The organism is Crocosphaera sp. Alani8 (genome assembly GCF_038442745.1).
GTDB lineage: Bacteria > Cyanobacteriota > Cyanobacteriia > Cyanobacteriales > Microcystaceae > Crocosphaera.
Genome location: NZ_JARVCN010000077.1, coordinates 19,760 through 39,427 on the forward strand (window position 1 = coordinate 19,760; position 19,668 = coordinate 39,427).

At 38.9% G+C, this 19,668-nt stretch carries 18 protein-coding genes, 2 tRNA genes and 1 pseudogene; 7 read left to right on the plus strand and 14 right to left on the minus strand.

Annotated features, from left to right (window positions below):
• The first annotated feature begins 55 nt into the window (after positions 1-55).
• The 4 genes from P9B04_RS05830 to P9B04_RS05845 all read left to right on the plus strand — a co-directional run bounded on the left by P9B04_RS05830 (position 56) and on the right by P9B04_RS05845 (position 1,186).
• Positions 56-140: transfer RNA gene (locus tag P9B04_RS05830), tRNA-Tyr, on the plus strand.
• A 13-nt stretch (positions 141-153) separates the two neighbouring features.
• A tRNA-Thr gene (locus P9B04_RS05835) sits at positions 154-225 on the plus strand.
• 299 nt (positions 226-524) lie between these two features.
• Positions 525-746 (plus strand): AbrB/MazE/SpoVT family DNA-binding domain-containing protein, encoded by a 222-nt coding sequence (locus P9B04_RS05840; RefSeq protein WP_342054060.1) that lies wholly within the window; start codon positions 525-527, stop codon positions 744-746.
• 14 nt (positions 747-760) lie between these two features.
• Positions 761-1,186 (plus strand): putative toxin-antitoxin system toxin component, PIN family, encoded by a 426-nt coding sequence (locus P9B04_RS05845; protein ID WP_342054061.1) that lies wholly within the window; start codon positions 761-763, stop codon positions 1,184-1,186.
• A gap of 135 nt (positions 1,187-1,321) precedes the next feature.
• Here the strand turns inward: P9B04_RS05845 and P9B04_RS05850 are convergent, their stop codons facing one another.
• Entirely contained in the window at positions 1,322-2,314 is a 993-nt protein-coding gene (locus P9B04_RS05850; RefSeq protein ID WP_342054062.1) for a pentapeptide repeat-containing protein, read from the minus strand.
• Between the two features lie 21 nt (positions 2,315-2,335).
• Entirely contained in the window at positions 2,336-3,481 is a 1,146-nt protein-coding gene (locus P9B04_RS05855; protein ID WP_342054063.1) for a hypothetical protein, read from the minus strand.
• Between the two features lie 229 nt (positions 3,482-3,710).
• On the opposite strand from P9B04_RS05855, the gene P9B04_RS05860 reads away from it, so the two are divergent.
• The gene (locus tag P9B04_RS05860; RefSeq protein WP_342054064.1) at positions 3,711-4,784 is read left to right on the plus strand and encodes a hypothetical protein; all 1,074 of its coding nucleotides are present in this window, start codon (positions 3,711-3,713) and stop codon (positions 4,782-4,784) included.
• Positions 4,785-4,821: 37 nt separating this feature from the next.
• Here P9B04_RS05860 and P9B04_RS05865 read toward each other — a convergent pair whose 3' ends face one another.
• The 3 genes from P9B04_RS05865 to trpS all read right to left on the minus strand — a co-directional run bounded on the left by P9B04_RS05865 (position 4,822) and on the right by trpS (position 7,389).
• On the minus strand, positions 4,822-5,364 hold the full coding sequence (locus tag P9B04_RS05865; RefSeq protein WP_342054065.1) for a DUF2062 domain-containing protein: 543 nt from the start codon (positions 5,362-5,364) through the stop codon (positions 4,822-4,824).
• Between the two features lie 70 nt (positions 5,365-5,434).
• A complete protein-coding gene (locus P9B04_RS05870; protein WP_342054066.1) occupies positions 5,435-6,331 on the minus strand; it encodes a methylenetetrahydrofolate reductase in 897 nt (298 codons plus the stop codon).
• A 41-nt stretch (positions 6,332-6,372) separates the two neighbouring features.
• Positions 6,373-7,389: a tryptophan--tRNA ligase gene (trpS, locus tag P9B04_RS05875; RefSeq protein ID WP_342054067.1), complete on the minus strand. Its 1,017-nt coding sequence runs from the start codon at positions 7,387-7,389 to the stop codon at positions 6,373-6,375.
• Positions 7,390-7,536: 147 nt separating this feature from the next.
• Here trpS and P9B04_RS05880 point away from each other — a divergent pair, with 147 nt between their 5' ends.
• Positions 7,537-8,829, plus strand: coding sequence for an ATP-binding protein (locus tag P9B04_RS05880; RefSeq protein ID WP_342054068.1), 1,293 nt, complete (start codon positions 7,537-7,539; stop codon positions 8,827-8,829).
• 245 nt (positions 8,830-9,074) lie between these two features.
• Positions 9,075-9,908 (plus strand): hypothetical protein, encoded by an 834-nt coding sequence (locus tag P9B04_RS05885; protein WP_342054069.1) that lies wholly within the window; start codon positions 9,075-9,077, stop codon positions 9,906-9,908.
• A 158-nt stretch (positions 9,909-10,066) separates the two neighbouring features.
• Here P9B04_RS05885 and P9B04_RS05890 read toward each other — a convergent pair whose 3' ends face one another.
• The 9 genes and pseudogenes from P9B04_RS05890 to P9B04_RS05930 all read right to left on the minus strand — a co-directional run.
• Positions 10,067-10,192, minus strand: coding sequence for a hypothetical protein (locus tag P9B04_RS05890; protein ID WP_342054070.1), 126 nt, complete (start codon positions 10,190-10,192; stop codon positions 10,067-10,069).
• A 68-nt stretch (positions 10,193-10,260) separates the two neighbouring features.
• Positions 10,261-11,232: pseudogene (locus P9B04_RS05895) on the minus strand (ADP-ribosylglycohydrolase family protein).
• A gap of 1 nt (position 11,233) precedes the next feature.
• Positions 11,234-13,813 (minus strand): DNA topoisomerase (ATP-hydrolyzing) subunit A, encoded by a 2,580-nt coding sequence (gene gyrA / locus P9B04_RS05900; protein ID WP_342054071.1) that lies wholly within the window; start codon positions 13,811-13,813, stop codon positions 11,234-11,236.
• A gap of 174 nt (positions 13,814-13,987) precedes the next feature.
• Entirely contained in the window at positions 13,988-14,461 is a 474-nt protein-coding gene (locus tag P9B04_RS05905) for a TspO/MBR family protein (protein ID WP_342054072.1), read from the minus strand.
• A gap of 358 nt (positions 14,462-14,819) precedes the next feature.
• Positions 14,820-15,191 (minus strand): phosphomannose isomerase type II C-terminal cupin domain, encoded by a 372-nt coding sequence (locus P9B04_RS05910; RefSeq protein WP_446717969.1) that lies wholly within the window; start codon positions 15,189-15,191, stop codon positions 14,820-14,822.
• A 19-nt stretch (positions 15,192-15,210) separates the two neighbouring features.
• Complete coding sequence (locus P9B04_RS05915) at positions 15,211-16,413, minus strand: hybrid sensor histidine kinase/response regulator (RefSeq protein WP_342054073.1); 1,203 nt, start codon at positions 16,411-16,413, stop codon at positions 15,211-15,213.
• A 384-nt stretch (positions 16,414-16,797) separates the two neighbouring features.
• The gene (locus P9B04_RS05920) at positions 16,798-18,141 is read right to left on the minus strand and encodes a peptidoglycan-binding protein (protein WP_342054074.1); all 1,344 of its coding nucleotides are present in this window, start codon (positions 18,139-18,141) and stop codon (positions 16,798-16,800) included.
• 30 nt (positions 18,142-18,171) lie between these two features.
• Positions 18,172-18,459 (minus strand): hypothetical protein, encoded by a 288-nt coding sequence (locus tag P9B04_RS05925; protein WP_342054075.1) that lies wholly within the window; start codon positions 18,457-18,459, stop codon positions 18,172-18,174.
• Between the two features lie 212 nt (positions 18,460-18,671).
• Positions 18,672-19,668: carotenoid oxygenase family protein (locus P9B04_RS05930; RefSeq protein ID WP_342054076.1), on the minus strand; the 997-nt coding region annotated here is incomplete at its 5' end.

Sequence of the window (19,668 nt, forward strand, 5' to 3'; positions counted from 1 at the left end):
CTAGCTCTTGAATTGATAAGCCCCCTGTGCTATTATAAATAATTGTGAGATAAATGGGTCGATGCCCGAGTGGTTAATGGGGGCGGACTGTAAATCCGCTGGCTACGCCTACGCTGGTTCGAATCCAGCTCGGCCCACCACAAATAAATTAACGCCCGTGTGGCTCAGTGGTAGAGCACACCCTTGGTAAGGGTGAGGTCACGAGTTCAATCCTCGTCACGGGCTTTTTTAATTGATAATGGATAATTGATAATTAATTAATTCTTTAACAAAAATGTCGAATTTACTCTAATTCTCTTTACCAAACCCTGCGGCGTATTGTAGCAATAGGGAATAGACGTTTTTATTATTAGCATAAGCTTTGCGCTTTTCGATGAGTTCGGCGCGTTTGTTGGGGGAAACCTGGGCAATAGGTATTTTTTACTCATTTTTGTTCATGGTGAGAAGCTATAATATGAGAAGCTATAATAAGAGTAAGGAATTCTTACTTCCTTAATTTTACTGTCTGCTTATAACAATTTGTCATGCTTGCTAAATTAACTGCCAAAAATCAGCTTACTTTACCAAAGTCTATTACCAAGGAAATTGGAGAGACTGAGTATTTTAATGTGAGGGTACACAATGGAGAGGTGATTTTAACCCCTGTAAAGATTCAACGGGCTGATGCGGTGCGCGCTAAGTTGGCTGCGTTGGATTTGAGTGAGCAGGATATCAGTGATGCGATCGCCTGGGCCCGTCAGTCTTAACCAATTAAGAGGGGATGGAGTCAGGCTTGCGTGTGGTACTGGATACGAATTTGGTTTTGTCAGCTTTGGTGTTTGGTGGGACTACAGCAAGGTTACGCTTGGCATGGCAAGACAACCGCTTTACGCCTTTGGCTTCTAAGGCGACGATTATGGAGCTAATTCGGGTGTTGGCATATCCTAAGTTTCAGTTGACTGCCTCTGAGCAAGAAGAGTTATTGGCAGATTATTTACCCTTTTGTGAAACTGTGGTGATTCCGGATTTATTACCCCAAATTCCTAGTTGTCGTGACCCATTTGATGCGCCTTTTTTGGTTTTGGCAATGGTGGGTAAAGCAGATTATTTAGTAACGGGCGATCGTGATTTATTGGAGATAACAGAAGGGTTTAGTTGTCCCATTATGACCGCCGAGCAGTTTTTTGTAATCAATGATCTGGAGTGACTTTAATTTTCCCTGTAACCACATCATTAATTAAGGTTTTACGAAGTTCTTTAAGTTTTTCTATTTGAGTATTAATAGTTTATAAAATTTTCACTACATGGGAATCAGTACCAAATGCTGTACAAATGCTTGCTTTTAGCGGTGAACTTTCCCATCGGGCATAGTTGCACCCCGTAAAATAACACCAGCCATGTTAGCACTGATTAACTCAGCCCTGATTAAGTTAGCGTTGCTCATGTTAGCTCCCATGAGGTTTGCCCGTGCAAAAAAAGCCTCTACTAAATCAGCATCGGTTAAATTCGCACCTGATAAATTGGCCCGACTGAAATCGGCGTGATTCATCCGTGTCAAGGTTAAATTAGCTTGCTGAAGATTGGCACGGTTTAGAATAGCATGAGTCATGACTGCCCCTTGTGCGCTAATGTCGCTTAAGTCAGCCTGAGATAATTGCGCTCTAACTAGATTAGTATTGGTGAGATTAGCTCCTGTTAATTTCGCCCCTGTCAAGTTTGTCTTTGTCAGTAAAGCCCCTGTAAGATTAGCGTTTGTTAAATCCGCTTTGCGTAAGTCAGCATCTTTTAAATTAGCCTCTTTGAGACTAGCACCGGTCAAATTGGCCCGACTTAAGTCAACACCCTTCATATTTGCCCCTTGAAAATCTGTTCTAGCTAGGTTAGCAGCCTGGAGGTTAGTGTAATGGCTCTTTTTTTCCTGACGCATATTCGCCCCCCTTAGACAACCACCGGTAATAGTTGCGCCACTTAAATCTGCTCCTCGTAAATCTGCTGCGACTAAATTAGCATCGAGAAAAGTGGCTAAAGTAATATCCGTATCCCTTAAATTGGCTCCTTGTAATATGGTTCCATGAAGAGTGGCATTTCGTAAGTCCGCTCCACTGAGATCAGCCTGAGAAAAATTGGCCCCGCTTAGGTTGGCTCCCACAAGATTAGCCTGAGTTAAGTTAGCCCTGTTAAAAAAAGAAAATAAAAGATTAGCCCCGTGTAAATCCGCTTCATTGAGGGTAATTCCAAGCAAATCTGCCCCCACTAGGTTGATTCCCGGTAGTTTTAAGCCGTTAAATAAAGTTTCGCCAGCAGAATATCGTTCGATTAGTTCACTAGGTTTCATAGAGAGGGAATCGTAATAGGATTATAAGAAGGGTTTAATGGTTTCAACAACGGTACTGGCTGTCTGTAAATGAGAGTCAGAATCATGGAGTGATTTTGCCATGTTGTAGAGTTTTCCCTCAATTTCTGCCACGGAACGACCACTTTGAAGGATTTGCTCTAATAGGTCATCGAGAGCATAACTTCTCAGGGTTGACCAATCTTGTCCGCTTCGGTCCCAGGGATGGAATAACAAGGAGAATAACAATATTTTAGCCCGTAAGGGATTGGTGTACTGCATGATTTCCAGGCGAAGTTCCAAAATATCGTATTCTGGTTTCGGGGGAGATGGTGTCGCTGTGGACTGCACTGTTTCTAACTGGGTTATGACGTGCGCTGAGGGGACATTAATAACAGAGGTTTCAAGAGACGATGTGGAAGATGGAGCTATGCTTTGATGATTATGGCTATTCCTAACAGAAATAATTTCGGTACTGTAGCTGTTGGAACTATTTTCAGTTGAGACTTCTTCTTTTTGCAAAGTTTTGTATAGTCCATCAATTTGCTGGAGAATTACTTGAGCAATAGATAGATACAAGTTCTTTTTATTAATATTCCCGACCAAACGAACAACGGCTTCTTTTAAACTATTGTAGTCAGGATAAATCTCTAATATTTCTGATATTAAATTTTTTAAACCATAATGTTGAATTCGGTTTAAATCGTTTTCCCAACTATTTTTAGTAATTGCGTAAACTAATTTGTGAATTCTAGCGGTTTCAGGATGATTAGATAAATTGATAACCGCTTGTTCTAAAAGCACGGTATCATCGGAAAAGTGGGTATCTTGAGAGTTCGTTGAAGGTTGTAATAGTTCTGTATCTTCAGAGATTTCCCTGTAAACCGGTTCGAGTTGTTCGACGATCGCTTTAGCTATTCCAGCATAGATTTTAGGCCGGTTGAGGGTTTTGACCAATCTATACAAAGAAAGGGTAAGTGCTTCTAGGGTTTCTTGTTGTGCGATTAGTTTTTCAACTAAACTTTCCATAGATAAGCCATTGAGAATATTGGGATTGTTTTCCCAATTCTTATGACAAATGCAAAAAATAAGTTTTTTGACTCTAATGGACTCGGTATGATGTTCAAGATAGCTAACAGCCTGATAAAATGAATCGGATGATAATTGCATAATTACCCCTCATGCAGAAAATAATACTGATGTCAAGTGGCAAACATATATATTAGGCTCCCTTTTTCTCTTGGATAGTAATGCTTTGTTCTTGATCATTTATAATCCGAGCTATTTTTCACTGGTGATTGTAGGAACGTAGCCGGTTGAAAGGTGTTTTGTCTTGGAAGAAACTAAATTTCTAGGAACAACATCTTTACTACTATAGCTAAAGTTAAGTCGTATTCCTATGGGTAAATATCACTCTAACCAACCGATTCAACCTGAGTTTGAGCCAAACTTAGGGGATCTCGACCCTAGCAAAACAGAAACCCTTAATACTGATTCTATTACGGAGTTAGGGGATAATAAAACCGAAGAATCATCGGAGATTATAGAGGTTTCTGTTTTTAAAGATCGGGATCTTCCCTTAAACCAAGACTGGTTTAGTCTAGCTCGTAAGTTACGGGGGCAAAATCGACAACTTCTGGACACTATTGTCACTTTGGAAGAGTCCTTATCTAATTCAAAACAAGAACTTCAAAATTATCAAGAACGATCTCGTCAGCATAATGCTTTGCTTTGCCAACAAACGGCCCAACTCCAAAGTATTAAAGCAGAAAATGGTCGTCTCTCAGAGCAACTTCAGCAACAAAAAACCCATTCAGATTCTTTACAAAATGAATTGCAAGGTCTTCGGGAGTCTTTTGCCTGCTTAGAACGAGAATATGCTCTAATCAAAGAAGAAACCCTTAAAAATAAGCATCAGTTCCTTCTTAAAGAGGAAGAGATTCAGAAGTTGCAACAACGGCTTCTGCGACAACAACGCTACAATTTAAAGTATAAATCGGCATTGGATCAATTCCTAAATGGTCAGGGTGGAACGACGGACGGGACTCAACCCAAAGAGTCTGTTAAGGTTGATGATGCAACTTCTGCCGATATTGTCTCCATTCAGCCTTGGTCTGATTCTTTGGACGAAAAAGTTTCCCCTGGTGTAAATGCTTCATCTCTGGAACTGGACTCCTCCAATGATTCCTTACAAACCAATGATCAAACCCTAGAACAGCTATTTTCTCTTAATCCTGGTGCTACAGCCAAACCTAAATCAAACCCCTCTGTGACTGAGATGGAGCATAGTGTTAAAGAAGTAACCTCCACCGGTAAAAACGACACTAGGGATACTTCAGAAGATACAGCGATCGCCGCACAGGATCTACTGTTCAATCGTTCTGCACCCTTTAGTTTTAGCATTGCCCCCCATCGTAAGGAAGATGCTGCTCGGGAAAAGGTTGATCTGCCCTCGTTTTTACGCCGTCAGTAAAGGTGAGTTCGATTATGACTCTTTTCAGTTTTGATGATTAACTTCCGTAGCGTTTTTTGCGCCAACGAGCTATGAACTTTACGCTGATGATGTAAGTCAAAATGGAGGCAACTAAACCTATAACGAAACAACCTGAAAATAGGGTTACTAAAAAGACTAGACCAGATTCTTTCAAATCTGTCCAAGATTGCCAGTTTTCGGGAAGAGTAACGGGAGTTTTTCCTACTCCAAATCCTAGTAGAAATTCTCCTACTTTGTAGTTAAAGGCAAAAATGGGTACATATGTTAGGGGATTACTAACCCAGGTTCCCGCAGCAGCGGTTAATTTATGTCCGCGAAATAGGACTGCTAATAAGACACCAATGAGGGTTTGTAGTCCAAATAAAGGAAAGCACCCTGCAAACACTCCAAAGGCTAATCCTCTGGAAATGTAACGGGGGGTTCCCCGCAATCGTAAAAATCTCAGATAAAAGTAACGCCACGATCGCTTAATGCGAGAGCGGCGACGTTTAGGGGGATGACGATGAGGGGATTTTCTGTCTCGAAAAATAACAGGAAGGGAAGACGGATCAACAGACATTTTACCAAAAGTAAGGGAGTTTACTCTTTTTCTATCCTATCTATCCTTTTTACCATAGATAATAGATTTTTTATGTAGAAATTACCGGAGCAATCCCGGCCTGCTCTAATATTTCGGGTACTAGGTCTTCCCGTTTAACTACCATCAAATGTACCCCTTGGCACAGTTGTTGAGCCTGTTTTACTTGTTCTGCTGCAATTTTAACCCCTTCTTGTAGAGGTTCTTCTGCTTCGGCTAATCGCTTGATAATTGTCTCGGGAATTTCTACCCCTGGAACATTTTTGTTGATAAACCGAGCATTTTTGGCAGATTTTAACAGAAAAATTCCTGCTAAAATTGGCTTGTCGGTATTGGCTGCAATTTGGTGCATAAATTTGTCTAGACGATCAAAATCGGTGATCAGTTGGCTTTGAAAAAATTGCGCACCGGCTGCTAGTTTGCGTTCAAATCTTCTTTGTAACCCTGACCAACTTTTAGACTGGGGGTCAACTGCGGCTCCTGGAAATAGGTCTAAGGGTTGATCTGGGAGGGGTTTATCGTTAAAATCAAAGCCTCCGTTGAGTTTATCGATCATTTTTAGCAGTCTTACTGATTCTAGCTCAAATACTGGTTTTGACCGTTTGTGATCCCCTGCTTTGATGGTATCTCCGGTTAAGGCTAAAATGTTCCGTAATCCTAGAGCATAAGCTCCCATTAAGTCCCCTTGCAAGGCGATAACGTTGCGATCGCGGCAGGTCATTTGACAAATGGGTTCTATGCCATACTGTAGCAACAGTGCGGAGGCGGCAACGGAGGACATACGCAAAACGGCGCGGCTGTTGTCGGTGATATTAACCCCGTGAACCCTACCTTTAAGCTGTTTAGCCATGTCTAACATTCTGGTTGGGTCCCCTCCTTTGGGGGGAGCAACTTCTGCGGTAATCAAAAATTCTTTGTTTTGGATGGCTTGACGAAAATGATTAATCATAAATTTAGGTAGGTTGTAATTTTTGAAATAGTAGTTACTGGTTATTTAGTCGGTAACGGGAGGTATCCTAAAGCGTCTTTGACTCTCGTTAGGGTTTGATTGGCGACAATTTCAGCTTTTTCTTTCCCTTCCTGTAACACCGAGTCTAAGTAGTCTTTGTCATTCATAATAGACTGATATTTTTCCTGAATTGGTTTCAATGCTTCTATAGTTATTTCCGTTAATAGGGGTTTAAACTGTCCCCATCCCATCTCCTGACATTCTATTGCCACTTCTTCTTTACTTTTTCCTGATAGTAAGGTATATAGTCCCAATAAATTATTACATTCTGGCCGTTCTTGATTATCAAATTCTAAGCCTTTTATGGGATCGGTTTTACACTTTTTAATCTTCTTTTTAATAAGATCAGGGGAATCTAATATGTTGATGCGACTGAGATCAGAAGGGTCTGACTTTGACATTTTACGGGTTCCATCTGTTAAACTCATTACTCTAGCTCCCTGTTTACGAATTAGGGGTTCAGGGAGTTTTAGGACAGGGTTTTCTGGGGTAGCGAATTTGTCGTTAAATCTGATGGCGATGTCTCTGGTTAGTTCTAAATGTTGTTTTTGGTCTTCTCCCACAGGAACCTGATCAGCGTCGTATAGTAGGATATCTGCAGCCATCAAAACGGGATAGTCTAAGAGTCCCACGCTGACGTTTTCCCCTTGTTTGAGGGCTTTTTCTTTGAACTGGATCATCCTTTCTAACCAGTTGAGGGGAGTGATACAATTTAACAACCAAGCTAGTTCGCTGTGTGCTGTAACATGAGACTGGACGAAAATAGTCGCGTGGTCTAAATCGATGCCACAGGCTAAATACAGTGCCGCTATGGTATAAGTATCTTGGGCTAAGGTTTTCTGGTTGTGAGGCACAGTAATAGCGTGGAGATCCACCACGCAGAAAAAGTTATCGTAATTGTCCTGCATATCTACCCAGGTACGAATTGCCCCTAAATAGTTCCCTAAGTGAAGGTTTCCTGTGGGTTGTACCCCCGATAATACCCTTTGTTTGCCCATTCTACTTTTATGGTAATTTTACTTAATGTTATTTTTTCTTTACAATTATGACCGATTGCGGAACTTATGTAAAAAGATTTACGGAATCGGTTGTGTAGAGACATAATACATTATGCCTCTGTTACTGTATTATTTATGTTGAGAAATATGAATCAAGACTTAAATTATTATTATCTTATTCATCAAGAAATTTCTTCTTTACTGTTATATCAATCAATTTTTGATGATGAGGTTGGAAAGTTTTTTCTAGAAGTATTAGACTTGATTTCCCTGAGAAACAAGCAAAGTATTGATATTAACTGCGTTCAAGCTTATAGTCGTTGGTTTAGAAGTTTGGCATCTCAAGGAATGAGTTGGCAAGACTATCTTGTGACAAGAATTCTTATCGATGACAATCCTTTTAGTCAACAGGTTCAACACTCTCCTTTAAAGCATCTCCCTCAACCTTTAATCGAAGCAACCCAACACGATTTAAGGATTTTGAATAATTTATACAATCTCCCCCTAGAAGCTATTAGTCAATGGGTCAAAGAAGCAGCTAATCTTTCTTTTATTCCTTTTGTTGGACAGTTTGAAAATAAAGATCAAACTTTTCTTCATCAAGCAGATAGTTGGGAAAATTGTTTACAGGAATTAGCTGAACATTATGGTCACTATGGAACAGGAATTTTTGCACAATATAAAGCTTTAAAATGGCAAAATACAGAATTAGTTGGTATTAGTGAACCAGATGGTATTACTTTAGCTGAAATTGTTGGTTACGAGCATCAAAAAGAAACATTAATTAAGAATACAGAAATTTTATTATCGGGTTATTCTGCACTAAATATTTTATTGTATGGTAGTCGAGGTTCTGGTAAATCTTCCCTGGTAAAAGGGTTATTAAATGAATATTATTCTCAGGGTTTAAGATTAATAGAAGTAAATAAATCTCAATTATCTAATTTACCAGTTATTGTAGATGAATTGAGAAATGTAGCCCAGAAATTTATTGTTTTTGTAGATGATTTATCCTTTGAAGAAGATAACGATAATTTTAAGGCATTGAAAGTTGTTTTAGAAGGAAATGTAACAGCTAAAGCTCAAAATGTAGTGGTTTATGCAACTTCCAATAGACGACACTTAATTAGGGAATATTTCGAGGATCGTCCTCGTCCAAAGGATGCTGATGAGATACATCATTGGGATACAGTACAAGAAAAATTATCTTTTAGCGATCGCTTTGGTTTAACTTTAACTTTTCAACCAGCAAACCAAGATACCTATCTAGAAATTGTGCATCATTTAGCCTCACAAATTGACTTAAAAATAGACAAAGGTGAATTAGAATTTAAAGCTAAACAATGGGCAACTAAACATAATGGTAGATCCGGAAGAACTGCTAGACAATTTATTGATTTTTTCCAAGGAGAATTAGCTATTAGGAATTATACAATCTAATCTTTTTTGGTATTTTCCATCTTTGATTTAACAATTATTCTGATAATTTCAATATTTCTTAACATTTATTTGAGTATAATATAGCCATAATGAAAGATATAGAGAATAGCGTAAACAGCAATTGGGTGAGAGTAATGTAAGTTTCTGCTGTTAAGGCTATTGAGTTATTGAAAAGAGTGAAAAAATAAGACTATTAATGTTGAAAATTATTACTCTTTTGAAGTTCGTTTTCGTTGAGGTATATTATGGTATCCCGAAACCCAAATTATCAAATCCCATCTAATTTAGAAGAGAGACACACTAAGTTAGAAATTAGACATAATCAAATTTCTATCATTAGCATGATTTTAGCTATGGTTTTTTCTGTTTGGAATGTTTGGCAACAAGTCAGTTTAAACAATCAACAAACAAAAATAGATGAGTTACAAACAGATATTCAAACTATGACATTAGTTGAGAGTCTAATAGATGATTTAACAGCAAATAAAGAGAGAAGAGACATTGCATTAAGTGCTTTGTATGGAGTTCTTGTTCTTGAGAGAAAAGAACACAATAAAAGCGCAAAATACCCATCTATGATAGTAGACATAGCTGAGACTATTTTGGCTAGTAGTTATAAAAAAGGAAATTTAGATGAGAGTTCAAAAGCTTTAGTAATTCTTGGAGAATTAGATATAGAGAAGCATAAACAGTGGGTTGAAAAAATGAATGAGGAAGATCCATATTTTGCTGCTGAAACATTAGGCCTTAGAGAAAAAAGAGGAGTAAAAGGATTAGTTTATATTCAATATAATAATCAATCCAAAAAGGTGAAAGTAGAGCAATACAGAGAGCAATTATCGGCAAAAAATTGGAATGCTCCGGGGACTGAATTTATTTCTCAGTCAAATTTTCCAAATAGGAGTGAAATAAGATTCTTTAATAAGGAAGATGAAGTATTAGCTAAAGAGTTAAAAGCAGACACTGAAGCAATTGTAGGATGTAGCGATTGTTTGACAACAAATATGATCAAAGGATATCGTAGTGTACCAAAAAAGCAATTAGAACTATGGATCGATTTAGAGTCTCTTTCTAACTGATCAACTTCAAGGTTAGCTAAAAAATTGAACTGGTGGGTTACGGTGTGAATAAACACTAATGAGTTGTTTATCAAAATAAACCCCACACCTAACCCACCCTACGATCAGATGAGATTTGATTATAATCACGAGTATCGGAGAAGCGTTATTGATTAATGTCAAGCAGAGAAGATAGATTTCGATTCATAAATCACCTGATAGTTATTTAAAATTTCTTGGCGACGTATCCAGTTAAAGTCTTTTTCTACGGTTGTTTTTTCAACTAAATCAACTTCCCGTTGCAATAAATCTTCTTAACTAGATTAACCTATAGTTAATCAATGGCAAGAATATAAGCAGAAAAATTGATAATTTATTGCTGAAAACCTAGAGAGTTTGAAAACCTTTCTATTAAATTAATAATCTCCTCAATTTTTTGAATTTGCCCTAACCAATGGTCAGGAATGCCCTGTACACCATAAACAATACCTGCTAAACCTCCTGTAATGGCTGCTACGGTATCAGTATCATCTCCTAGATTAACCGCTTTTAAAACAGCATCACGGTAATTATCTGTGGTTAATAAACACCATAAGGTAGCTTCCAAACTATGCACAACATAACCACTTGAATGAATTTCATCCCTAGATATTGTTTCAATATTTCCCTGTAAAATTCGTTGAAAATACTTTAATTCTGAGGAATATATTTTACCTTGATAATGTTGGTTAACAATGGGAATAGCATTTTAATAAGCTTGTTGTGGTGTTTTCCCTTGTAATAGTTTAACAGCAATAATTATATAAATACCACAGGCAATATTAGACCGTTGATGGCCATGGGTAATACTTCCCACTTGATGGGTTAATACAATTAACTCTTTTAAACTGAGTTGTTGATAACAAAAAGCAAGGGGTAAAATTCTCATTAAACTACCATTGCCATTATTCCATTCTTCTGTTCCACCGGAGTCTAAAGGGGACTTTCCTCTTAATAAGCGACTGACGGCTTGTTCTGTAGTTCCTCCTACATCATAAGCGTGGCCAAAGGGGGTTAAATAGCCATCTTTTAACCATCGACAAAAGTTTTGACTAATTTGTTTTAAAAGGAGTTCCTGTTGGGTTGGAGATACCTGAGTTAAAGCGGAAAGTAAACACAAAGTTAAAGAAGAATCATCAGACCAACTCCCAGGAGGAACATTAAACACTCCGTAACCAAACATCTCTGTTACGGGTTTTTTATCTCGATAGGATCGTGCTTCAAATTGTACGGGAAGCCCTAAAGCGTCCCCGACAATAACCCCTAAAACCGCTGCATTAGCTGGTTTTTCAGCAATTTTAACCATTTTACTCTTCTGTATTCTCTTCTGTTTCCTCTTCTCCTTCGGTTTCCGGTGCAGGAGGAACTAAAGCAACAGCGGCGATCGCATCTTCATCGTCTAAGCGTTGCACTCGAACCCCAGTAGCGGCGCGAGATTGGAGAGAAATAGCATCCACTGCTTGACGAATAATAATCCCTCGGTTGGAAACAATCATTAATTCATCTTCTGTGTTTACCACATGAAGGGAGGCTAAACAATCGCTTTTGGATTTAAACTTAATGGCCCGAACTCCCATTCCAGCGCGGTTTTGCAGACGGAACTGAGAAATGGGAACCCGTTTCCCGTATCCTCCATTGGTGATGGCTAATATCCAGGGACCAACGGTGGTTTCTTCTTCGCTTAACTCTTCGCTTTCGTTCTCCAAAACCTCTTCGTCTTCCACTGCATTTTCCATTCCTGCGATAACTTGGGCAGGCAATATATCCATGCTAATTAATTCGTCCCCTTTCTTCAGTTTCATGGCTTTAACCCCTCTGGTTGCCCGTCCCAGGGGTCGCAGTTGTTGGTGATCGGCGTAAAAATGGATGGCCATTCCCTTTCGGGTTCCCAGGATAATACTGTCTTCTTCTCTGGTTAGTCTCACCCACCGCAGTTGATCCCCTTCTCCCAGGGAAATGGCGATTAGTCCGTTAGTCCTAATATTACTAAAGGCGGAAACTGCTGTTTTTTTGATGTAACCGTTACGGGTTAACATGACGAGGAAAACGTCTTCCCTAAACTCACTCACTGCAACGATGGAGGTAATTTTTTCGTCTTTGGGAATGGGTAACATCTGCACAATGGGGATGCCTCGTGCGGTTCTAGAAGCGGCTGGTATTTGATAGGCATTGACTGCATAAACAACCCCGCGATCGCTGAAGAAGAGGACTTGATCGTGGTCGCAACAGGTTAAAAAGTGTTCAACTACGTCGTCTTCTTTAATTTTAGCGGCGGCTTTGCCTCGGGTAGCCCTTTGTTGTGCCTCGAAGGTACTCACGGGCATCCGTTTGATGTAGCCTTGTTCTGTGAGGAGGATAATGGCTTGTTCGTTAGCAATGAGGTCTGTATCGACTATTTCTCCGTCATCGTGGATAATTTCGGTACGTCGAGGGGTGGCGTGAATAGTTTTGATTTGAGTTAATTCTTCTTCGATGATGGCATCTATGCGTTCCCGTCGGGCTAAAATGTCTTTTAAATCAGCAATTTTTAGCTGTAATTCTTCGTGTTCGGCGTGTATTTTTTCTGCTTCTAGGGCTGTTAAACGACGCAGTTGCATCTGGAGTATGGCATCTGCTTGTACTGGGGAGAGGCCAAACTGTTGCACTAATTCTTCTTTGGCGGAGGCGGTATCGGCGGCCCCACGGATAAGCTGAATGACTGCATCTAGGTTATCTAGGGCGATCAGTAGCCCTTGCAGGAGGTGATCCCGTTCTTCTGCTTTGCGCAGTTCATACTGGGTGCGACGGGTGATGGTTTCAACGCGAAAATCGAGGAAAACCTGTAAAAAGTCTTTTAATGTTAGTAGTTGCGGTTCCCCGTTGACCAAGGCTAACATATTCGCCCCGAAGTTTCCTTGCACGGGGGTTTGTTTATAGATGTTGTTGAGGACAACTCTGGGGTAAGCATCCCTTTTGAGTTCGATCACCACTCGCATTCCGTCGCGATCGCTTTCATCTCTGATATCGGAAATGCCTTCGATGCGTTTATCGTTAACTAGATCGGCAATACGTTCGATTAAACCGGCTTTGTTGGTTTGATAAGGGAGTTCGGTGATAATAATGGCTTCGCGATCCGGTCGCCCTCTTTGTTCGATGGTTTCTATTTCGGCTACACCGCGCATGGTAATTGAACCCCGTCCACTGGTATAAGCGTCGTGGATGCCGGATCTCCCTAAAATTTGTCCGCCGGTGGGAAAGTCTGGACCGGGGATGATTCTAACTAGTTCTTTTTCTGTTAATTCTGGGTTGTGGATCAGGGCGATGGTTCCGTCGATCAGTTCTCCAAGGTTGTGGGGGGGGATATTGGTGGCCATTCCCACGGCGATACCAGAGGAACCGTTGAGGAGGAGTTGGGGTATTCTGGCAGGTAGGACGATGGGTTCTTGTTGCGATCCGTCGAAGTTGTCGGCGAAGTCTACGGTATCGGCTTCGATGTCTCGGAGTAAGGCGTTGGTGGATAGGGCTTGTAAACGACATTCTGTGTAACGCATGGCTGCGGGGGGGTCGTTATCCACCGATCCAAAGTTCCCGTGTCCTTCTATCAGAGGACTACGCATAGAAAAGTCTTGGGCCATCCGTACCAACGCATCGTAAACGGCGGTGTCTCCGTGGGGGTGATATTTCCCTAACACTTCCCCGACAACACGGGCGCATTTCCTGAAGGGGCGTTCGGGAGTTAAACCCAGTTCGTACATGGCGTAGAGAATACGGCGATGAACGGGTTTTAAACCATCCCTGGCATCTGGTAATGCTCGTCCCACAATGACGCTCATGGCATATTCTAGATATGAACGAGACATTTCATTACTCAAGTCTGTGGGGATAATTCTATCTTGAGGGATGGTCATAAGTGTCTTAACTCCGTTAACAGGGGTAGTCTAAAAGGATGCTTGGCTTAAAGATTGGCAAATAAAGCCTAATGCTAATGTCAATTAGTCCCTTTTTATCAATTATTATCCTTACTATTTTAACATATAAAGTTATCTTTTTATTTCAATAATTTTACTATTATCAGCTACTATTTATTTGTCTAAAGGATTTAGGGAAATCATTTCCCAAGTCACATAAGTTCCCACAGGACTCCATAGCAAATATGGTAATAATAAAAAGACAGATACTCTCGAAATTGGCCACAGTAAAACAGCGAGTATTAAACCCCAAAAGAAACCTGTTGCACCGATGATTGTTCCTGCTTGTAGGCTACGCAGTTTACACATTACTGGGGTATAAGCCATGATTAAAATTTCTAATAATAAATAGGCTCCCATGAATAACCAAGTTTCGGTTTTTCCTGGTTGTTTAATCCATAGTTCATAGGCTGAATAAACCCCACAGATGAAAACGGATATCCAAATAAAAGGAATAGCCGATTCAAAGGTTAACCATTGAGGACGACGTAAACGATTAAACCAACCGTAATCGCTCTGAAAAAGCTTATTAATTAAAACTGCCACTAATAGGGCAATACTTGCGATAATTAATAGGGGAGAAATCATACGTTCCCTAAACTTAACAGCTTTTTGAGGAATTAACTTTATCCCTCGAAATTATACCACAAAAGTTAGCTCTATCTAAAACTGGTTATTTTCACTGAAATTCTTGTCTAATCATTTGTTGCACATATTTATAAGAATTTATTTTTTTGCCTTATATCGATACAAATTGACCAATTTTAGGGCATATCTTTTACGTCAATATTAAAAAAATTCCCTATCATAAAACATATTTTCATATGCAACAAAGTATTTGTTTGATTTTTTATTAATAGTCCAGTAAGTAAATGTCTTACTAAAAATTAAAACGAGGGAATGTTTTCTATAACTATTTCTAGGATTAGACTATTTTCAAAACGCCTTATTTGTTGCTTTCTTCTTCTGCAAAGCGAATAATATCATCATCCCCTAAGTATTCACCATTTTGTACTTCAATCATCACTAAGGGAATCATTCCAGGGTTTTCAACTCGGTGACGGGTGTTCATGGGAACATAGGTTGATTCTTTTTGTTTAAGGAGATGTTCTTCACCGTTAAAAACTACTTTAGCTGTTCCTGAAACAACAATCCAGTGTTCGCTACGATGGTAGTGCATCTGGGTACTAATGTGTTGTCCTGGATTCACTTCGATGCGATTGATGCGATACCGTGGACCTTCTTCTAACATAGTAACTCTTCCCCAGGGAGGAGTGCGAGTAAATTCGCTAGGGTGAGAATCTTTGTACTTAGTCATAATATCTAAACTTATGTGTCTACATCTTTCCTACACTCTCTTCCATTTTACTCATAAGTAGTTGCTGTCGAGGTAAAATTACTGTAAAGGTTGTGCCACAGTTCAACTCGCTTTTTACCAAGATTTCTCCCTCGTATGCTTCGACACATTTGCGGACAATGGATAAACCTAAACCAGTTCCCGTGATATTTCCCACATTATCAGCACGATAAAAGGGTTCAAAAAGGTGTTTTTGGGATTCTTGGGAAATACCTATTCCTTGATCTCGAATAGAAAAAACAACTGACTTTTCCTCCCCCGTAATATTAACAAAAACTTGACCGCCTTGAGGGGAATATTTAAGAGCATTACTCAACAAATTATTTAAAATGTGCCATAATAATTTTTCATCCCATAAACCCACTTCATTTTTAAAATCTCCTTCAAAGTTCAGAACAATTTGATTATTGTTTTCAAAAGAAAGGTGTAAAGAATGAATAATTTGTTGGCAAAATATTTTCAAATTTAGTTCACAAAAATTAGTTTGTAACTTACCTGAATCTGCTTTTCCTAATAGTAACACCTCACTTAATAACTGATTCATGTCATGAACAGCATTGCGAATCATCTGAAAATAAGATAATTGTTGCTCTCTTGTTAATTGGTCATAGTTATCTTCTAATAATCCTGTTGATAATAAAATAGTGTTGAGAGGATTACGAAAATCATGGGAAAGCATCGAAACGAACTCAGATTTTAATTGATTTAATTCTTGAGCTTTTAATAATTGAATTGTCCTTTCTTCTACCCTTCTCTCTAAGGTTTGGTTAGCTTCTCTTAATTTTTCTTCCATCTGTTTACGTTCGATCGCATAACAAATAGAGCGAACTAAGATATCAAGAGTAATATGGCGTTTAACCAGATAATCTTGCGCACCTTTTCTAACTGCTTCTAAAGCCAAATCCTCATCATTCATATTGGTTAAAACCACAATAGGAATGTGAGAGTTTTTACTAATAATAGGTAATAAAGAATTTAATCCTTGACTATCTGGTAAAGTTAAATCCAATAATACTACGTCAAATCTTTGACTTTCTAGAGTATTGAGAGCATTTTTTAAACGTTTTTCGTGAAATAGACCAAATTCTTGCTTGGTTGCACCTTTCAGCACTTCTTGCAATAATCTCGCTTCTGCCATGTTATCTTCAATCAATAAGACTTTGATAACATTGGTTAGACCCATAATAACCCCGTCCTGCTTTGCTTTCTATTTCTAGGTTAACCTGATTTTGTCTTAATAAATATAAGATTATCTTTATCTTTACTAAAAATCATAATTTTCATGCGTATTTTCCATGATTGGTCTATTGGACTAAAGATACGGACTTTGTAGAGGTCGACCTGAGTTTGGAGTTAGGACTTCTGAAAAAGAAAAAGTAATGGGGTTTACTCGATCAAAAAAACTATAGTATTACGGATTATAAAATGAAAAGTAAAGAATAAGTAGTCAGACATATTTAAAGTCAATTGTCAGGGAAGGGAACAGGAAACAGATAAAGGTCTTAGACTGGTTAATATTTTTTAACACAGTGGTGTTTATTTATGTCAGACTACTTATCTAAATCGATTATTCTAACTTTTCCAGATAGAACTGAGCGCGAGCAATGACATCATCTCCATAGTCATTATGTGTTGTTCCCCGATTCATACCTGCAATGGTCACAACATTAGATACCCCAGAATTGTAAGCTACGCAAGCACCTTTGAGAACATTCTCATCAGACCAACCAGAATGGTTATTTTTTACTTGATCGCGGTAACGACTAAAAATACCCAAAGCCTGTTCAACATGGGCTTGAGAATAGGGATCGTTTAATCCCACAAGGTTATGATGACGACGATCAACCTGTAAAATACCCCAACCATGATTATTATCTCCCCAACCAGGATTGTTCCCAAACATACCCAAAACTCCCCCTAAGTGGCTTTCACGACTAGCAAGGGCGGCAGCGATCGCTACAGGAACATCAAGTTTTTGACTCGCTTTTTTCAGGGAACTTAGCCTTTCTGGGGTGAGATGTTTCATATCCCGTCGAGCAATTTCATGACTGGCAGCAACTCCTGGGGGTGAAATGTTTTCGGGATCTGATGTTGCCTTTTTACACCCTTCAGTGGGACAATCCTTTAACGCTTTTTCCCACCGAGTCAATTGCCCACTAGCTTTATTTTCTTCCTCAATAAAGGGTTGATCAAGATCGCCAAGATCATCATTATCCTCCTCATAACCTTGAACAATCTCTACGTGTGCTTTAAAGGCATACCAGTTAAATAATCCGTTTCTGGGGGTTTTTAATTCAAACTTCCAATGATTGCCCTCATCTTCAACCCAATTAGCTAACAACGGTTCTTCATCAGATTTTGGGACAAACTGAAACTTTCTCTGGGGATCAGTAATCTCATCTTCCTCAATGGGTTGAGTTTTGATAAGGGTGACTCCTCTAGCATAAATGGCGTAACCGAATAACCCTAGCTTTTTGCAGGTATTAGAACCGGCAATTCCATCCACTAATAAGTCTCTTTGATTACGCTGATAATTCTCTACTGCTTGTTTGGTCTGATTACCAAATTTTCCATCAGCAGTAATGTTCAATTTTTGTTGCAGCCAACGGACATCTAATCCGCGAGAACCCACTTTCATCATTTCAATTGTTTCGATGAAATCGTCAGGATCTAAACTCCCTGCTAAGAGTTCAAAATTAAGATGAATTTTCTGCCCTTTTATGAAGCAATAGGTATCAAGATCAACATGGGATCCATAATCTCGAGGTCCCCTAGAACCATGACCTGCTTCAATGCCAATATCTTCTCCTTGAGTAACTCTTTGTCCTACTGTTTTTAGCAATTTTGAACAATGAGCATAAGCTTGGTAACAAGTATATACTTGACCCTTATAAACAAAGGGTGTATCCAATTTAATATGAATACGATGACCATAACTTCCTTATCGGCCTGCTTTGGTCACGATCCCTGAATACATAGAAATAACTTTCGTACCAAACCCTTTTGAATAATCGAAGCCGATATTATAATTGCCTGGACTAACAGTGATCATTGATCCATCTCTACGAATGGCCTTTCTAGAAGTGCCTTTAAAACCATGACCATGAGGTTCCATAAAACCTGCTGTCACGAAAACACTTCCCATGATTTTGTTGGAGTATTTTTTGTAAGGTGCGCGAACTTGTACCTCTGGAAACGGTTGGTCAAATAGTATGGGAGTATCTGCCATAATAAATCAATCCTTCTATTTTGAACTTCAATAATCTCGAAACAAAAGTTAAGGCTTCTAAGAGCTATCCCTTAACACACTAATTTATTTATAAGACTAAAATATAGAGATTTTTTACTGTTTAAACTAAATTTATAGAAAATTAACACAATTTATAAATTCTGTTAATTTCCCCGCCAAAATACTTCCTTCTGTAAATTACAAATGTGTCTTTAAATGTACCTTAACCACATCCCATGAAACCCGTAGGGAACTCGTTGAGGAATTTGGATTTTGGCTACAGGAGAAGCAGTAAAGTCTTGAGCATCAATAATCACTAATTCTGACTTATTAGACGCTTCATCATGGACAAAAATTAGTACCCATCCTTCATCATCACTGTCCCCATTGGGGTTAGGTGCAAAAATTGGTTCGCCACCGTATCGATGGGAACCAAAATGATGTATTTCCAAGTCACCTTTTTCAAAATCGTGTTTAATAATACCGTCAAATTTTGGTTCAGAAGATGCTGCCATTTTTCCAGAATAACCATAACGGGTTTTTCTCCCTGTATATTGTTCGTTAATACGGGGAAATTCTGAAGGAATATTACACAAAGCTTGCTCCTTAACTTTTCCTGTTTTCAGATTAAAACGCCACTGATGGAGATGAGGGATATCTGAATCTTTAATATCTTTGTTTGCTTCTCCTAATATTGTTGTTGCATTCATTCGACAAGCGATTAAAATAATTTCTTCACCTTCTTCATAAGCATTTAGAGTATGAAAAATATAACAAGAATCACTTTCAAACCAGCGTATTTCTTCATTATTTCCGTGTCTAGGAAGGATTCCAAAACGTGACGGGGTATAATTTTCAAACTTTAAGGGAGGTTCTCCTTTGTGCATCCTTTCGGGACGGAATGTTAAAGGGAGATCGAGAAAAATTGTATAGTTTTCTGTGATAGCAAAATCGTGCATCATTACCCCAACAGGTAAGTCAATAGGGACTGTTTTTATTAATTGTCCCTGTGAGGAAACAATACTGTATTGTAAATAGGGTGGTTGGAGAAAAGAATAGCCAAAAAACATCATTTCTCCCGTCACAGGATCAACTTTTGGGTGTGCAGTAAAAGGAGAAACTAACTTATTATCAAAATTATAAGAACCCAATGTATTGTATCTTCTCAAAAAGCCAGGGGTCACTCGCTGCGAAAACTTAGGCCAAACA

Bases quoted from the DNA above. Each gene is read 5' to 3' on its own strand.
- P9B04_RS05865 (WP_342054065.1), bottom strand. From the start codon at position 5,364: ATGTCTGTTGATCCGTCTTCCCTTCCTGTTATTTTTCGAGACAGAAAA.
- P9B04_RS05910 (WP_446717969.1), bottom strand. From the start codon at position 15,191: ATGACTAAGTACAAAGATTCTCACCCTAGCGAATTTACTCGCACTCCT.
- P9B04_RS05905 (WP_342054072.1), bottom strand. From the start codon at position 14,461: ATGATTTCTCCCCTATTAATTATCGCAAGTATTGCCCTATTAGTGGCA.
- P9B04_RS05860 (WP_342054064.1), top strand. From the start codon at position 3,711: ATGGGTAAATATCACTCTAACCAACCGATTCAACCTGAGTTTGAGCCA.
- P9B04_RS05925 (WP_342054075.1), bottom strand. From the start codon at position 18,459: ATGGCAGATACTCCCATACTATTTGACCAACCGTTTCCAGAGGTACAA.
- P9B04_RS05915 (WP_342054073.1), bottom strand. From the start codon at position 16,413: ATGGGTCTAACCAATGTTATCAAAGTCTTATTGATTGAAGATAACATG.
- P9B04_RS05880 (WP_342054068.1), top strand. From the start codon at position 7,537: ATGAATCAAGACTTAAATTATTATTATCTTATTCATCAAGAAATTTCT.
- P9B04_RS05870 (WP_342054066.1), bottom strand. From the start codon at position 6,331: ATGATTAATCATTTTCGTCAAGCCATCCAAAACAAAGAATTTTTGATT.
- gyrA (WP_342054071.1), bottom strand. From the start codon at position 13,813: ATGACCATCCCTCAAGATAGAATTATCCCCACAGACTTGAGTAATGAA.
- P9B04_RS05885 (WP_342054069.1), top strand. From the start codon at position 9,075: ATGGTATCCCGAAACCCAAATTATCAAATCCCATCTAATTTAGAAGAG.
- P9B04_RS05850 (WP_342054062.1), bottom strand. From the start codon at position 2,314: ATGAAACCTAGTGAACTAATCGAACGATATTCTGCTGGCGAAACTTTA.
- P9B04_RS05840 (WP_342054060.1), top strand. From the start codon at position 525: ATGCTTGCTAAATTAACTGCCAAAAATCAGCTTACTTTACCAAAGTCT.
- trpS (WP_342054067.1), bottom strand. From the start codon at position 7,389: ATGGGCAAACAAAGGGTATTATCGGGGGTACAACCCACAGGAAACCTT.
- P9B04_RS05855 (WP_342054063.1), bottom strand. From the start codon at position 3,481: ATGCAATTATCATCCGATTCATTTTATCAGGCTGTTAGCTATCTTGAA.
- P9B04_RS05845 (WP_342054061.1), top strand. From the start codon at position 761: ATGGAGTCAGGCTTGCGTGTGGTACTGGATACGAATTTGGTTTTGTCA.